General features: G+C 68.7%; 14 protein-coding genes and 2 pseudogenes. 11 read left to right on the forward strand and 5 right to left on the reverse strand.

Annotation, left to right across the window (positions count from 1 at the left end; all coding sequences use genetic code 11):
- Positions 1 to 292: 292 nt before the first annotated feature.
- From BM342_RS08215 to BM342_RS08235, 5 genes and pseudogenes are all read left to right on the forward strand, one after another.
- A pseudogene (locus BM342_RS08215) lies at positions 293 to 1,403 on the forward strand (IS3 family transposase).
- A gap of 606 nt (positions 1,404 to 2,009) precedes the next feature.
- Positions 2,010 to 5,039 carry a CHAT domain-containing protein gene (locus tag BM342_RS08220; protein ID WP_177232106.1) on the forward strand — a complete coding sequence of 1,010 codons (3,030 nt, stop codon included), beginning with the start codon at positions 2,010 to 2,012 and terminating at the stop codon, positions 5,037 to 5,039.
- The gene (locus tag BM342_RS08225) at positions 5,036 to 5,551 is read left to right on the forward strand and encodes a hypothetical protein (protein ID WP_092964909.1); all 516 of its coding nucleotides are present in this window, start codon (positions 5,036 to 5,038) and stop codon (positions 5,549 to 5,551) included. The genes BM342_RS08220 and BM342_RS08225 overlap by 4 nt, the downstream gene beginning before the upstream one ends.
- Before the next feature lie 294 nt (positions 5,552 to 5,845).
- Positions 5,846 to 6,013: pseudogene (locus BM342_RS08230) on the forward strand (DUF933 domain-containing protein); the annotation flags it as partial.
- A 62-nt stretch (positions 6,014 to 6,075) separates the two neighbouring features.
- Positions 6,076 to 6,333: a hypothetical protein gene (locus BM342_RS08235; RefSeq protein WP_092964910.1), complete on the forward strand. Its 258-nt coding sequence runs from the start codon at positions 6,076 to 6,078 to the stop codon at positions 6,331 to 6,333.
- Positions 6,334 to 6,490: 157 nt separating this feature from the next.
- Here BM342_RS08235 and BM342_RS08240 read toward each other — a convergent pair whose 3' ends face one another.
- From BM342_RS08240 to BM342_RS08255, 4 genes are all read right to left on the reverse strand, one after another.
- Positions 6,491 to 7,105 (reverse strand): hypothetical protein, encoded by a 615-nt coding sequence (locus tag BM342_RS08240; RefSeq protein WP_092964911.1) that lies wholly within the window; start codon positions 7,103 to 7,105, stop codon positions 6,491 to 6,493.
- Positions 7,106 to 7,299: 194 nt separating this feature from the next.
- The gene (locus BM342_RS08245) at positions 7,300 to 7,698 is read right to left on the reverse strand and encodes a PIN domain-containing protein (RefSeq protein WP_092964912.1); all 399 of its coding nucleotides are present in this window, start codon (positions 7,696 to 7,698) and stop codon (positions 7,300 to 7,302) included.
- A 171-nt stretch (positions 7,699 to 7,869) separates the two neighbouring features.
- Positions 7,870 to 8,670: a patatin-like phospholipase family protein gene (locus BM342_RS08250; RefSeq protein WP_092964913.1), complete on the reverse strand. Its 801-nt coding sequence runs from the start codon at positions 8,668 to 8,670 to the stop codon at positions 7,870 to 7,872.
- Positions 8,671 to 8,859: 189 nt separating this feature from the next.
- The gene (locus BM342_RS08255) at positions 8,860 to 9,210 is read right to left on the reverse strand and encodes a LysR family transcriptional regulator (protein ID WP_092964914.1); all 351 of its coding nucleotides are present in this window, start codon (positions 9,208 to 9,210) and stop codon (positions 8,860 to 8,862) included.
- 121 nt (positions 9,211 to 9,331) lie between these two features.
- Here BM342_RS08255 and BM342_RS08260 point away from each other — a divergent pair, with 121 nt between their 5' ends.
- Positions 9,332 to 9,922 (forward strand): RNA polymerase sigma factor, encoded by a 591-nt coding sequence (locus BM342_RS08260; RefSeq protein ID WP_255368614.1) that lies wholly within the window; start codon positions 9,332 to 9,334, stop codon positions 9,920 to 9,922.
- A 144-nt stretch (positions 9,923 to 10,066) separates the two neighbouring features.
- On the forward strand, positions 10,067 to 11,491 hold the full coding sequence (locus BM342_RS08265) for a hypothetical protein (RefSeq protein ID WP_092964915.1): 1,425 nt from the start codon (positions 10,067 to 10,069) through the stop codon (positions 11,489 to 11,491).
- Positions 11,492 to 11,562: 71 nt separating this feature from the next.
- On the opposite strand, the gene BM342_RS08270 is transcribed toward BM342_RS08265, so the two are convergent.
- On the reverse strand, positions 11,563 to 12,141 hold the full coding sequence (locus BM342_RS08270) for a 1-acyl-sn-glycerol-3-phosphate acyltransferase (RefSeq protein WP_092964916.1): 579 nt from the start codon (positions 12,139 to 12,141) through the stop codon (positions 11,563 to 11,565).
- Between the two features lie 57 nt (positions 12,142 to 12,198).
- Here BM342_RS08270 and BM342_RS08275 point away from each other — a divergent pair, with 57 nt between their 5' ends.
- The 4 genes from BM342_RS08275 to BM342_RS08290 all read left to right on the forward strand — a co-directional run bounded on the left by BM342_RS08275 (position 12,199) and on the right by BM342_RS08290 (position 15,173).
- On the forward strand, positions 12,199 to 12,513 hold the full coding sequence (locus BM342_RS08275) for an NIPSNAP family protein (protein ID WP_092964917.1): 315 nt from the start codon (positions 12,199 to 12,201) through the stop codon (positions 12,511 to 12,513).
- Entirely contained in the window at positions 12,510 to 13,325 is an 816-nt protein-coding gene (locus tag BM342_RS08280) for a GNAT family N-acetyltransferase (protein ID WP_218154901.1), read from the forward strand. The genes BM342_RS08275 and BM342_RS08280 overlap by 4 nt, the downstream gene beginning before the upstream one ends.
- A 69-nt stretch (positions 13,326 to 13,394) precedes the next feature.
- A complete protein-coding gene (locus tag BM342_RS08285) occupies positions 13,395 to 14,411 on the forward strand; it encodes an alpha/beta fold hydrolase (protein ID WP_092964918.1) in 1,017 nt (338 codons plus the stop codon).
- A gap of 54 nt (positions 14,412 to 14,465) precedes the next feature.
- Positions 14,466 to 15,173, forward strand: a complete 708-nt coding sequence (locus BM342_RS08290; protein ID WP_092964919.1) for a class I SAM-dependent methyltransferase — start codon at positions 14,466 to 14,468, stop codon at positions 15,171 to 15,173.
- Positions 15,174 to 15,222: the final 49 nt, after the last annotated feature.

Genomic DNA, 15,222 nt, shown 5'->3' on the forward strand with positions numbered 1-15,222 from the left:
TAGTTCGGCGGGAGCTCGGCAGAGTCGTGCGCTCTAGCGGTACTCAAAGTGATAATTGGCTTGTTTGCGACCTAGTGGGCGTGCGCTGAGTACCTCATAGCGAGAATGGCCGGCAGTCCTTTCGATCGTGCCGTCTTCATCGAGACAGCCCTTGCTCCAAGTGCTGCTCGACGTATTCATGGGCATTGATGTTGTCGTTATCAGGCTTCAGCAGGCGGTCGGATACGCAGAGTCCGCAGATCAGCGGTAGCCGTCGAAGGGGGCTGCTGTCGGTTTTGTTGACTCCTGACCTGTGCTGGAGTTCCGCTGTGATGTTCTCGCGGTTACTCGGAAGGCCGAAGCTCCGATCGTCCGGGCGGTGAAGAACTTCGGGATCTCCGAGTCGGGCCCGCAACGCTGACTGAAGCTAGCCGACATCGAAGACGGCGCCAAGCCCGGGGCCACCCAAGCCGACGCGGCTGAGTTGCGCGATGCCCAGAAGCACATCCGCCTGCACGAGCAGGAGAACGAGGTGCGGCGGCGGGCCGTGGCCTATCTAGCTGCGGCTTCGCTCCCAGAATAGTTTGCCCGCTGGTCCGTGACCTTGCCGTGGTCGACGTGCCCGCCCGGGTGCCGGTCGCGGTGGACTGTCGGGTGCTGGGCTTCTCAAACAGGCGTTCTATGCCTGGCGGGCCGAGCCGGTCACGCAACGAGACTGGGACAACGCGCATCTGACTAACGCGGCGGCAGCGATCCATGCCGATGAGCCCGCGTTCGGGTACCAGTTGATCGCGAGTCCGGCATCCCGGCTGGCGAGCGACGGGTCTGGCGACTGTGCTCGGAGCAGCGGTTGTGGTGTGTGCTCTCGAAGTAGCGCGGTTTGCATAGGAAGGCCGGCCCGCCGGTGTATTGCAACCTCGTTGCGCGGGACTCCACCGCGTCAGCACCGAACGAGTTGAGGCTGACCGACATCACCGAGCAATGGACCGACGAGGGCAAGCTGTACCTCTGCGCGATCAAGGACGTCTACTTCAGTCGGATAGTCGGTTACTCGATCGTCTCCCGTATGACCGCGCAACTCGCGGTCGCGGCACTCCGGGACACGGACGCGCTTCGGGAACCCGACGGGACAGTTCCGCATTCGGATTGCGGGGCAATTTAGCTACCAGGCCTTCGTCGAGCTCCTCCGCTTGGAAGGCCTGACGGGATCGATGGGCAGGGTCGGCGCCTGCGGCGACAACGCCGTCATGGAGTCCTTCGTCTCACTGCTGCAGAAGTACGTCCTGACAGGTGGCGGAAACGGCAAGAGCCACGTCTGCAAATCGTTGACCGGGAACGAGCGGAGCTACCACCGCCAACGCGGCCTCGGAAAGTTCACCTCGATCGGGTATGAAATGATCACCAACGTCGCACTCGCGGCCTAAACCCTACGAGTCAACTAACGCGGCAGCAGTCCCACGTATCGTTCGTCATTGTATGCAGGGGATAATGCGGCCCATGGCGGCGCGTGTCGCCGTTGGAGGGAGCCGGTCGCAATGGATGGTGCGCCACAAAAAAGTCTGCGGGAGTACATCGAGCATCTTCGTCGGCGGGACACGTCTGGGTACGACGGGCACCCTGCAGATCCGTACTTGTTCGAAACGCCCCGTGTACTTTGCCCTGCATGCGGGACCCCCCTTCCCACGCCAACGACGACAGTCCACGAGGTTCGGATGGACGACCTACCATCGGTGGTTGCGGCGCAGCGTGGCGAGCTGGACCTGGTGGTCTGTAGTAACTCGGCGTGCGGACAGGCGATTCGTGTGGCGCGAGTGGTGGCACTGAGGTCTTACGAGCAGAATACTTGCCTGCTCTTCCCAACCGACGATCGTCTCGCGGAGCTTGCACAGATTTGCGAACGCGCGATGGCTGGCGAGTCGATCGACACCCGAGTCGCGACATCGACATCCGCCGTTGCAGCCTGGCTAAGCGCTTGGCGGAGCGGCCATCTTCAGCGGTTTAACGAGCATCAGGCATTTCGAATGCGCGTGATGTTGACCGACGATCTCGCCGTGGGCACGGAGGACTGGACGCCTGAGTTCTTCGCGGCTCTCTACGCGATGACGGTTGCTCCCCCTATTGGTTCGCATTTGGGTGTGGGGGCGTGGGGGTTCGATGGCGAGACGACGATGCCGGACGCAGTTCAGGCACTCGAACTTATGTCGGCACAACTTGACGAAATGGTGTGGCTCAGCTGGATACACGCTGTTTCGGCCAGTCGGCCGTTGACAGAGAGCCTGGTTTCCCGCGTCGTGCCTGCTTCCGTGAGAGCCGCAGCCCTAGACGTAGTCCTCGCCCGGTTGGGGGTCGTCGTCTTGGATGACGGTGCGGAGCGAGAGATCCGCTATACGGCTGCCGCTATCGCTGCATACGTGGGCTGGCAGGCGGGCATTCCGATCGAATTCGAGCAAGAGTGGTCGGCACTGTGGTTGAACCGCGAGCGGTTGCTGGCGAAAGAGGGGCGGCTGGATGATCTGGGACGGGTGGACCCAGAAATGGTCGCTGCCACCACGAGCCCAGAGAGTTTTCGCCGCTACCTAGGCGTCATCGCGCGGAAGGATCTTGGGGAACTAGTCTTTCTCAGCTTCTGCCTCGATGCCGTCGGCCGATCGTATCTCTTGCACAATTTGCTATTCGAGGTTCTTGGCGCGTTTGGGCGGCCGACGGGACCTGACGATGGCGTGCAAATCCTGGAGCACTTTGCCGCGGGGCAGGAATTCGAGGTTCGGCTGACACTTGCCCGCGCGTTGGTCGATCATGCAGATACGACCGACTGGGCGGGAACAGCTTGGGCGCTCGCCGACGCCTTGCTTAGGGACTGTGTCCCTTCCGAACTGCCGAACCTCCAGCTCCGGGTCGAGGCTTGGGTTGGCGAGGTTCTTAAGGATCACGGCCTCCCGGATGCCTTTCTTGCCCGCGTCGGCGAATCGCCGCGGGACTGGGAGGATGCGGCGGACCTGGAGCATCGATTCGCCCTTGCTGCTGAGCGGTCGAACGCGCTGCGGCTAAAGTCCCGATTCGAGACCGCGATCGAAGAGCTCAATAGAATGCGTCGATTAGTTGAGGCGTCGCCGGAATCGCGGCTAAAGCAGGACCAAATCTTCCTGATCTGTCGGAACATTGCGATCATTCGGCGTGACGCTCACGATCATGAGGGTTCGCTGGTCGAACTTCTCGCCTTGTTGCCGGGGGTAGCGGAACACAAACGCACAGACCTCTACTCGAGCCTCGCCGTGTCATACGTCTCTCTTGGCAGAAGCGAACTTGCACGCGAGGCGGCCGAGTCCGCGCTTGAGTGGAGCAGCTCTGGCTCCCAACGGGGAACAGCGCTGGCGCTCGTGGCGCAGTGCCGATCGATGAGCGGGGACACAACCGGCGCGCGCGAGGCGCTTAGGAGCATCCAACGAGAGCATCTTGCGAACATCACCACACTTCTTCGAGTCTGCGTCACTCTCTTGAACTTGGATATGCGTGAGTCGTCGATTGGCCCGAGCTGGGAGGGCTCCATTTGGGGCCTTCTCGATGAAGTGCTTGACGACGAGGGCTCGTCTGGCGACACTTACGTACGCGAACTCCTACTGCTGGTGCGAACGACTCGTCGTGAGCTGCAGGGTGCTATGAGCGCGCACGAAGGATGGTTGGAACTCGACCGTCTCTCGCGGAACATCTATGGTGTTCCATCCCCCGAGGCGCTCATCGGCTTGGCCCTCGAGGCGTGGCGACGAGAGGACATGGGGCTACTTCGCCGCCACCTCGACCAGGTGTCTGCAGCGCTTGTCGGTCGGTTCAAAGAGGCAGCAAACGTTTCCCTGACGGCGACGACAACATCGGTGCTCCAGAACCTTCTCGACCTTCTCGTCGATTCGGTTCTCGAACGCGGTGCTTCCACCGAGCTGGGCCGGGTCCTCGCAGAGCTTTCGCGCGATTTGCTTGGCCGCACGGCAACTGGAAAGCCCGTCGAGTTCGCCCTGCCCTGGGATGACGTGCTCTCGACGAGCCACGGAGGCTGGACGATCGTGGAATGGCTCGAAAGCGGCCAGGAGATCCTCTGCCTTGTTACGACTCTAAGAACCGGTGCGCATCCGGAAACCGTGGCGATACACATGCCACCTCTCTTTGACACCCTCGGCGCCGAGTTGCTACCTAGACTCCGCTATTGGAAGCCGAATGACCCCAACGAGCCGTTTGCGATTCCCGCGTGGGACGGGGCCGAGATGTGGGTGCGTTGGCTCGCAAGCGAGTTCCGCATTGAGCGACTCGTGATCGTGGAACACGAGCGCTATGTGGAGGTTCCGTGGCAGGTCTTGTTCGGACCTCACTGCCCAGTAACTTGCGTTCCGTCTGTTAGTTTGCTCCTCGCGAGTTCATCCAAGATCGAGTTCGGGCGAATTGGGGCCGTTGCCGTCTCGCGGTATGGGGACCAACCGGCGGTCTCGGCTGAGCTTGATAACGCGGCGTCGGCGATCGCCGAACTAGCCTCCGCATCTCGAACCCATGTCCTTCGTGGAGCAGAGGCGGATCGCGTTGCGTGCCTCGACCTCCTCAGCCAGGCCGACATGGCCGTCTTCCTTTGCCACGGCGTCTTTGACGCCGGTTCTCGCTCCATGGCGTGGCTCGTTGCCGATAACGGTGTGCTCCCGCCCGCTGGTCGCTTCGGGGGAGGGCCGGGCGCTCAAGGTCATCGGATCACGGCCGTCGAGTGCGACCAACTCGCATCAACGGCGCGCGTCGTGCTGTCCGCCGCGTGCTCGAGCGGAGTGGCGCAATATGCGGGTGTCGGAGAGCAGATTGGGCTATTCGGCGCACTTCGACGTCATGGAACCACGTCGCTAATCGCGCCCCGATGGGATGTCCCCGCTGGCGAGATTCTGCCGATTCTCGTCGACATCGCCGACCGAATACTAGGCGGCGAGGATCCCGTTCTTGCTACGCAGCTCGCCTGCCGAAGCGCGGCGGATCGCTTGCCACGTTGGATAGCATGGGCCCTGTTCCACCAAGGAACGGCGATGGAGGACGCATGAGCAACGGGTGGGACCTTCGACTGGAGGACGAGAACCTGAACGACGAGCGCATACGAGTCGGGCTAGAGTACTTTGCGGCCCGAAAGAGTGGCTTCGCTACTGAAGCTGACCTTCGCAGGCAGCTCGCGCGCGCTCTGCCCCTGGGGGTCGAATTACAACCACTTCTAGACCAACTTGGCGAGCCTGAGCTGGCACGCGCGGCGACGGCTCTTGTCGTCTCTGAGCTGCTCAAGGACGAGCAGGATTCTGCGATGCTGCGCGACGACATCGAGCAGGCTTCCAAGAAACTCGCAGTCGTGGAGACCGCGCTTGGGGTGCTACTCATCATGTACACGATCCACTACATCGCCACCGGAGGCGTTGACTCCGAGGTGGTGAAACGAGAGCTGCCCGACGGGACCGTGGAGAAGCGATCGATCATCTACCAGAAGCCGACCGACTGGTTGGCCACCGTCGTGAAGCTCTTTGGCGTCACCGGAGGCAACGACCCTGGACGAGACGACAAGTCCTGAGCCGATTCTCCTCAAACGGTGTGGTTCGTGATGAGCGATCAAATATTGGGGTCGCCTGCAACTGCGCCGGCCTAGTTCGATGATGCCGGCGCTGAAGCCGCGGGAGGAGTTCACATCCCTCGTGAGCGCGAAACGCGCGCCGTTCTGGCCGACGATCTGGTTCTAGTCGCGCGGGGGGCGGACGAACGCGCGACGCAGCTTCTGCGGAAGGCAGGCGCAGCGGAACTACCGCAAAGATGCGCGCTGTACCGTTCAGCGCGACCACGGTTGTCGGCTGGCTGTTCAACCTTGAGCAGCACCGACTTCGAGCGCGGCTTCATCAAAGCCGAGGTCATCTCGTTCGAGGACCTCGTCGAGACCGGCTCGGTCGCCGAGGCGCGCGCCAAGGGCAAGGCCCGCATGGAGGGCAAGGACTACGTCATGCAGGACGGCGACGTCGTAGAGTTCCGCTTCAACGTCTAGTGTGACGGGCGTCCTGTTGGACAACGCCGAATGGAGGGCTCGGGTTGGATGAGCATCCTTCAGTGTCGGAAGTCGAACGTCGTGAGCGAATCGTCCTCGAACTCAGCTCCGAGGAAGCGCTGGTGCTTTTCGAGTGGCTCACCCGAGCCGAGCAGGAGGACGACGAGACGCTGGAACCGGCCTTCGCGGACAAAGCAGAGCAACTGGTTCTTTGGAGTCTCATCGGGCAGTTGGAGAAGGCGCTGGTTGCGCCGTTCCGAAAGGACTACGACCGGCTGCTCCAGGCTGCGAGAGACACTGTCCGTGGCTCAGTCGAGTGACGGCGATGTCTTGGAGTTCCGCTTCAACGTGTAGTCGCCCGCACACGGGCATGCTCGCGTGCGCGCAACTCAGGATGAACGGGCGACGCGCCGAGCGCCGCAGGAGCACACGCCGGGCGGGCGCCCGTTCGTCCTGAGTTGCCGACCGCAGACGCCGTCAGATGCCGGTGCCGCTCTGGCCAGTGCCGCTCGGGCCGGTGCGGTCGTCGCGACGGTGCTCGGCGCGGCGTGTTCCGGTGGCGTCGGCGTGCGCTGCGGCATCCGATGCCTCGATGCCGGATGCCTCGACGCGGGCGGAGTCGGCATCGTGCTCGTCGACCGGGGTCGTCGTGGGCCGATCCGCCGCGACGGGCGCATCGCGACGGTCGTCCGGCGCCGGCGTCGGCGCCGGCACGTCGGGATCGAGGTCCGCTGCGCGGCGGGCGTGCTCGTCGGCCTCTTCGCGCAGGCCCGCCGCGCGGTCCGCTCGCTCGGCGCCCTCGCGCTCGAGCCGCTCGGCCTCGAGCCGCGCGCGCTCCGCGGTGGCCTCCGCCTGAGCGGCGCTCGACTGGGCGGCCAGGCGGTCGGCCTCGGCTTGGGCGGCGGCGGCCGCCTGCTCGCGGGCGTCGCGTTCCGTCGCCTCGGCCTTCGCCCTCAGCTCGGCCGAACGCCGGCGGTCGGCCTCGATCCTGCCCTGCGCCCGCCGTCGTGACGAGGCCATGACCGCGACGACCACGATGACGACGATGACGACGATCGCGACGACGATCCAGATCCAGATGCTCGTGTCCATGATGAGACCAGCCTTTCTCGCGTTCCGGGTCATTCAACCGCCGACCTCGCGGAGGCACCAAGGGGTTGTGGCGCGCCCGCATCTCTGCCATGCACGCGGGCGCGGGTTCGATTCGTGCGATCGCCGGACGTCTCGGGTCGGCGCTGCCGGAGGGCAGCAGCGACCCGGCCGCGAGCGAGCGCGGAGCGACCGAATCAGGCGCGCAGGTCGTCGAGCGTCGCGAGCGGCACGATGCCGTCGGCCGCGCCGACGAGGCGCTCGTCGAACGCGATGAGGGCATCGGCCTGCAGCGAGGCGACCGCGAGGTATTCGGCGAGCGGGGTGTCGCTCCAGTCGAGGCGCGCGGCGAGCTTCCAGGCCGTCGAGCGGGAGACGCGGTCGCCGAGCAGCCGGATCTTCAGCTCGGCGAGGCGCTCGAGCTGATCGCGTCCGCTCCGTTCGTCGAGCCGCCCCTCGCGCACGTCGCGGTAGAGCAGCGACAGCACGTGCGAGCGCAGCACCGAGGGCGCCACGAGCTGGTGGGCCGGGCTCACGGCGACGCCGTCGCGGATGATCAGCAGCGCGGCATCCGCATCGATCGCATATCGCGTCATGCACCCATCGTGGCAGGCGGGCCGCAGGCGTCAAGCGGCGCAACTCCGGACACGTCGGGCCTCGGCACGCGTGTCGCGGCACGACACGCCGATCGCGGATGCCGCGATCCGGAGTTCGGCAGATGGCAGGCGGCCAGTGCGGGGAACCGGTGCGAGGTCAGGCGATCGAGGTCAGCCGTGCGAGGCGGCCGCGGGCACGGCAGGCGCCAGGGCGCGGGCGTCGGCGGCGTCGAGTGCGGACGCTGCGGCGCGACGGCCCTCGGCGATGAGGCGTGCGGCGTCGACCATGCGCCACTGCGCCATGCGCTCCATCTCGGGCTGGATCAGCACGACCGACGGGTCGCTCACGAGGTCGGCGGTGCGGCTGACGGTGCGCATCATGCGCACGTTCTCGAACTTCGCGTGCAGGCGCACCACGATCACGCGTTCGGCGCCGATCTCGCGGGTGGCCTCGACGGGCACGTTGTCGACCATGCCGCCGTCGGCGAGCCATGCGCCGTCGCGGCGTACGGGGGAGAGGAGTCCGGGCACGGCGATCGTCGAGCGGAGCGCCGTGCTCAACGGGCCGCGGTCGATCGTCACCGCCCGACGCGTGCGCAGGTCGGTGGCGACGGCGCCGAAGCCGCGGGGGAGCTCCTCGATGAGCGGGTCGAAGCCGAGCGCACGGTGGATGCCGACGGTGATCGCGTTCGAGTCGAGCAGGCCGAGTCGGGGCGCGAACGACCAGTCGGCGATGTCGCGCCACCTGAAATCGAGCACGGCGCGCTCGATCTGCTGCGCGTCGAATCCGGCGGCGTAGGCCGCGGCGACCATGGCGCCCGAGCTGGTGCCGACCGCGAGACCGGGGCGGATGCCGCGTGCCTCGAGTTCGAGCAGCACGCCCACGTGCGCGGCGCCGAACGCCGCGCCGCCGCTCAGCGAGAGACCAAGGGTGCGGTCGTCGTTCGAGGTTGCCGCGCCGGGGGTCTGCATGCTCGCACGCTAGCGCGCGCGGATTCGGTCTCTCTGTGCGGCCGCGGTGAGAACGCTGTGAGCGTTTCGCCGGGCTGCGATCGACGGAATCAGGTCACCGGCTGCGCGGCGTGGCGGCGGCGCGGCGTGGCGCCCGCGGCCTGCGCCCGCGGCCTGCGCCCGCGGCATGCGCCCGCGGCACGCGTCGCCTCAGCGCCCCTGGCGCTTCTTGTAGGGCTTGGGCTGGCCCTTCACGATGGGCGCGCGGCCCTTGCCCTTCGACGCCTTGGCCTTGCCTCCTGCGGCCACTGCAGGCGTCGTCGTCGGCGTCGGAGCCTCGGCGATGCGCCGATGCGCTTCATCGAGCAGCAGCGCACCGGCCTCGGTCAGCCCCCAGCCCGACTTGGCGCGCGTGAAGAGCGGCTGTCCGGTCTCCTCTTCGAGCGTGTCGATGGCCGAGTACAGCGACGCGAGCGGGATGCCGGTGGCATCGGCGGCACGCGGCACGTGCAGGTCGGCATCGACGATGGCGACGAACCGCTGCAGGTGCACGAGCTTCACGAGGGGCCTTTCGTCGTTCGGACGTCGCGACGCGCGGGTCCGTTCCACCCCCAGACTATGCGGAACGGCATCTCGTCGGCGCGCCGTGCAAGATCCGCGGCCCTCGCGACACAATCTGTTCGTGACGACCGCCAGCACCGACGCCGACGCCGCCGAGACGACCCGGGAGGCCGCGATGCCCGACACCGCGCAGCCCGCGCCGCCCGACCCGACGCCGGGGGCCGGCGACCTCGCGTGGTTCACCGAGGTCGCCCGCGAGCACTCGACCGCGCTCGTGAGGTACTTCGCGCGTCGAGGTCCGCGCCAGGACGCCGAGGACCTCGCTGCAGAGGTGTTCGCCACGGCCTGGCGCCGTCGCGACGACGTGCCGCGCGAGGCCGTGCTGCCGTGGCTGTACCGCACGGCCGGCTTCACGCTCGCGAACCACCGCCGCAAGCACGTCGACCTGCCCGTCGACGAGGTGCCCGAGACCGGTTCGGCCCGTGTCGCCGAGGACCCCGAGCTGAGCGCGCTGTTCGACGCCGAGCTGCGCGGCGCGCTCGAGAGCGTCGGAGAGCGCGACCGGCGCATCCTGCTGCTGCACGCCTGGGAGGGGCTCGACGGCGAAGAGCTCGCCGCCGTGCTCGAGATCTCCAGATCAGGGGCGGATGCCGCGCTGTCGCGAGCCCGCAAGCGCCTGCGAGAGGCCTGGGGCGAGCGACTGTCGTTCTAGCGGCTCCCGGAGGTCCGGGCGGCCGATCGTGCCGCCGTGCAAGGCCGGGGCCGCCGACGACATATGCCTAGGTGAAGGCGGATTCTGGCGCAGTCCGGGTTGCACGCCACAGGTTTCGACACCGCACATCGGAGGGTGATCCAGATGAACGACGACCACGAACTCGACCCCGAGGCGCGGCTGCGCGCCGCAGACCCGGCCGCCGGCGTCGAGCCAGGCGCGGGCTTCGTCGACGGGGTGGTCGCCTCCGCGGCGGCGGACGCCCGGCAGGCGGACGCGTCGGCCTCCGACGCGCCCGAGGCGCCTGCCGCGCCCGTCGCCGACCTGGGAGCCGAGCGTGCCCGCAGGCGCCCGTGGTGGATCCCGGCAGCGGCGGTCGCGGCCTCCCTCGTCGTGTTCGGCGGGGCGGGCTACGCGGTCGGCGCGGCGAGCGGCGGTTCGTCGAACCTCGCGGGCGGTGCGGCCCCCGCGATCTCGCTGCAGGGCATGAACGGCGGCATGGCGGGCGGGGCCCAGCCCGAACAGGCCGCCTCGGGCGCCGACTCGGCGATCGGCCAGTCGCAGAAGATGGCAGCCGGGGGAGCGGCCGACTCGATGATGTACCCGTACGGCTCGGGCCGGAACGTGTTCAGCGCGTCGGGCCTGTCGACCGAGTCGGGCAGCGCAGCGGGCTACGGCTACGACGCACGTTCGGCATCGAATGCCGAGACGGTCGCGACCCTCGCCGCGGCGCTCGGCGTCGAGGGCACCCCCGAGCTCAAGGACGGCTCGTGGGTCGTCGGCCCGCAGGACGGCACCGCGGCGAGCCTCACCGTCGGGCTCGACGGAACGCTGAGCTTCTCGTTCTACGACCCGACCCTCGACCCGTGGTCGTGCCCGGCCACGGGCGACGGCAGCTCCGACGGCGCCGACGCCGTCGACCCGAAGACCGACCCGAGCATCGAGCCCGGCATCGTCGAGCCCTGCCAGCCGACCGGATCCGCGCCGAGCGAGGCCACCGCGATCGACGCACTGCGCGGGATCATCACGGCGACCGGCCGTGACGCGGACGCGTTCGAGTACACGTCGGAGACGTGGGAGGGCTCGGTCACCCGCACGGCGCAGGCCTACCCGGTGATCGACGGCCAGCGCCTCGACCAGGGCTGGACCGCCGAGGTCTCCGAGGAAGGGCTGCTGAGCGCGTACGGAGCGCTCGCGGAGATCGTGCCGCTCGGCGACTACGAGGTCGTCAGCGAGCAGCAGGCGTTCGAGCGCCTCTCCGACCCCCGGTTCGGAGCGCAGATGACGGCCCTGCCGATCGCGTATCGCGAGGGCGACGTCGCCGCGACGTCGACCGAGTGGGTGCCGCCGACCGAGCCGCCCGCGGCGCCGACATCCGGAACCGTCGTCTCGTGGCCCGTCAACGAGGTCGAGATCGTGAGCGCACGTCTCGGCCTCGCGAGCCAGTGGCAGCCCGACGGCAGCGTGCTCGTCGTGCCCGCGTACGAGCTGACGGATGCCGGCGGCGGCACGTGGTCGGTCATCGCGGTCGCCGACTCGATGCTCGACTTCTCGAACACCGCGGAGTGACCCGGGGGGCCGGGAGCCTCCCGGCCCGATCCGGGTGCGGGCCGGCGGGGAGCACGGCCCGCGTTGGGATCTCAGATGCCCGCGGCCGTCTCGTCGCGCAGGCGGGGCTCGGCTCGGAACTCCGGGCGGAGCCCCGCCTTGTCGGCGTAGAAGGCGCGGATCGCGTCCATGTCGGCCGCGACGTCGCCCGTCAGGTCGATGGTCGGGCCGAGTCCGGCCGTCATCGTGGTGCGGTCGACGTAGCCGAGCGTGACGGGCATGCCGGTCTCACGTGCGATGCGGTAGAAGCCCGACTTCCAGTAGCCGCTGTTGCTCCGGGTGCCGTCGGGCGTCACGACGAGGCCGAACACCTCCCCGTCGCGGATGCGCTCGACGACCTCGCCGACGACGCGGCTCGGGTCGTCGCGGTCGACCGGGATGCCGCCCAGTGCGCGCATGATCGGACCGCGCCAGCCCGCGAACAGGCTCTTCTTGCCGAGCCAGCGGAAGTCGATGCCGAGCCGCCAGGCGATGCCCAGCATGAGCACGAAGTCCCAGTTCGAGGTGTGCGGCGCGCCGATCAGCACGGTGGGGCGGTCGGGCGCGGGCTCGCTGGTGAACTGCCACCGGCTGCAGGCCCAGTACACGCTGGAGGCGAGTCGTCGGAGCATCCGGCAACCGTATGCGGTCGCATATGACCGTCGCGGCATGTGGGTAGGGTTTCGAGCATGGACAACCCCGTCACCGTGCACCTGCGCTATGAGATCGATGCCGACAGGCTCGCGGAGTTCCGCGAGTACGGGCAGCGCTGGATCCGCCTCGTGAACCGCCTCGGCGGCACCCATCACGGCTATTTCCTGCCGAGCGAGGGCGACAGCGACGAGGCGTTCGCGCTCTTCACGTTCCCCTCGCTCGCCGCCTACGAGCAGTACCGCCTCGCCGCCCAGACCGATGCGGAATGCATCGAGGCGTACCGGTTCGCCGTCGAGACGAAGTGCATCCGCCGGTACGAGCGCCGGTTCCTCGCGCCGGTGTTCGCGTGACGGTCGGTGCGAGCGGCGCGACGGCCGACCGCTCGAGACTGCTGCGCGCCTACGACGACCAGCTTCGAACGGATGCGGAGACGCCGAGTGCGATCACGGTCGAACGCCTCGGGCCGCTGCGGCTCGTGACCTTCGCGGGCGGCCGCGGGTTCGTCACGTACCGCGACCTCGGAGGGGCGGATGCCGCGGGCATCGCCGAACTCGTCGCCGGCGCCGTCGCATACTACGAGGCCGCACCCGACATCACCCGATTCGAGTGGAAGACGCGCGGCCACGACCTCGCACCCGGCCTGCACGAGGCGCTGCTCGCGCACGGCCTGGCGGCCGACGAGCCCGAGTCGATCATGATCGGCGATGCCGCCGCCCTGATCGCCGACGTGCCGCTACCCGCCGGCGTGACCGTGCGACGCGTCACCGGCGAGCCCGACGTGCGCCGGATGAGCGCCATGCAGGACGAGGCGTTCGGCGACCCCGTCTCGGAGCACATGGCCGACGCGATCCTCCGACGGCTCGCGCTCGACGACGGCATGGAGCTCTGGGTCGCCGAGACCGCCGACGGCGAGATCGTGAGCGCCGGGCGCCTCGAGCCCGTCGCCGGCACCGACTTCGCCGGAATCTGGGGCGGCGCCACGCTCGAGCCCTGGCGGGGCAGGGGCATCTACCGCGCGCTCACCGCGGCGCGGGCACGTTCGGCTGTCGCGCTCGGCAAGACGCTGATCCACAGCGACTCGACGGCGTTCTCGCGCCCGATCCTCGAACGTTCCGGACTCGTCAAGGTCTCGACGACGACGCCCTACCTCTGGCGGCGGTGAGCCGTCCCAGGCGGGCGCCTTCCGAAGCCGGCCCTCGCCCGTGTCGGACGCCGTCGCGATAATGGAGCCGTGCAGCAGCACATCGACCGCCTCACGATGGCCGACGGCACCGACCTGGCGTATGCGACCGTCGGCACGGGCCGCCCGCTGGTGTACGTGGGCGGATGGCTCGGACACCTGCTGCTGAGTTGGGAGCTGCCCGAGGAGCGCGCGTTCCTCGAGAGCCTCGCCGAGGGCGGTCGTCTCGTGAGGTACGACCGCGCCGGATGCGGTCTCTCGGGCCCGGCGGCGGGGCCGCCGTCGATGGAGTCCGAGCTCGAGCAGCTCTCCGCCGTCGTCGACACGCTCGGATCCGAGCCGTTCGATCTCATGGGCACCTCGATGGGCGCCCTGGTCGCCGCCGCCTGGGCCGCGGCGCATCCTGGATCCGTCCGGCGTCTCGTGCTCTACGGCGGTTGGGCGAGCGGCGCAGAGGTCTCACCGCCCGCCGTGCAGGCGCACCTGCTCGGCCTGATCGACGCCCACTGGGGGCTCGCCTCCGACGTGCTCACCGACATCTTCGCGCCCGATGCGCCGGCGGCGTCGCGCGAGCGGTTCGCCGGGTACCAGCGCGCGAGTTCCGACGCCGCCACCGCACGGGGGCTGCTCGCGATGAGCTACGGGCTCGACGTCGCCGACCTGCTCGCAGACGTCCGGGCGCCGACGCTCGTGCTGCACCGGCGACACGACCGGGCCGCACCCGTGGCCCAGGCCGAGGCGCTCGCCCGAGGCATCCCCGGGTCTCGGCTCGTCGTGCTGCCCGGGCGCTCGCACCTGCCCTACGAGGGCGATGCGGCGAGCGTCGTCGCGCCGATCCGACGCTTCCTGGGCCTGCGGGCTTCGCGTCGGGCGGGCCGGGTGCTCACGGCACGGCAGGTCGAGGTGGCGGCGCTCGTCAGCGAGGGCCTGACGAACCGGGAGATCGCGAACCGCCTGGGCATCGACGAGCGCTCGGCCGAGGGCCACGTCGAGCGCATCCTGCTCAGGCTCGGATTCCACTCCAGGGCTCAGATCGCCACGTGGTTCACGGCTCGGGCCGAACGCTGAACTGGGGTGGTTCCACGCCTGCGCGCGTCGAGGCGGCCCGGCGACCATGAGGGCATGAGCGAGATCCAGCCCGACACCGACACCCACCCCGGCACCCACCCCGACACCGACACCGCGAACGCGGCCTTCGCCGAATTCGAGCAGCACCCCCTTCGCGGGCGGTTCAACGCCGCGTTCTTCCGCACGATGGACCCGATCCTCGAACGGAGCCTCGGCCCGCACAAGCGCGCGACGTTCGGCGCGCTGCCGCACGAGGTCGTCGAACTCGGCGCGGGTGCGGGCGCCAACCTCCGCTACCTCCCGCCCGGCGGGAGCCTCATCGCGATCGAGCCGAACCGCGCCATGCACGCGCCCCTGCGGGAGGCCGCGCGCGATCACGGGGTGCGGCTCGACCTCCGCGATCGCCTGGCCGAGCGCACCGGCCTGCCCGACCACAGCGTCGACACGGTGATCTCCTCGCTCGTGCTCTGCACGGTGGCCGATCTCGACGCCGTGCTGGCAGAGGTGGGCCGGATCCTGCGACCCGGCGGCACCTACCGATTCGTCGAGCACGTGGCCGCGCCCGAGGGCACGGCGACGCGGTTCGCGCAGCGCCTGGTCCGACGGCCGTGGGCCTGGACCTTCGAGGGATGCTCGTGCGAGCGCGACCTCGAGCGGTCCCTCCGCGCCGCCGGGTTCGCCGCAGTCGAGGTCGAGCGCTACCGCGTGCACACGCCCCTGCTGCCGTTCAACACGCACATCGCCGGCATCGCCCGCGCGTAGCGCCGGTCGGATGGCTCCCGGCCCGTCAGGGCGGCCGAGCTCCCAGCCC

This window comes from Agromyces sp. CF514, from assembly GCF_900113185.1.
GTDB lineage: Bacteria > Actinomycetota > Actinomycetes > Actinomycetales > Microbacteriaceae > Agromyces.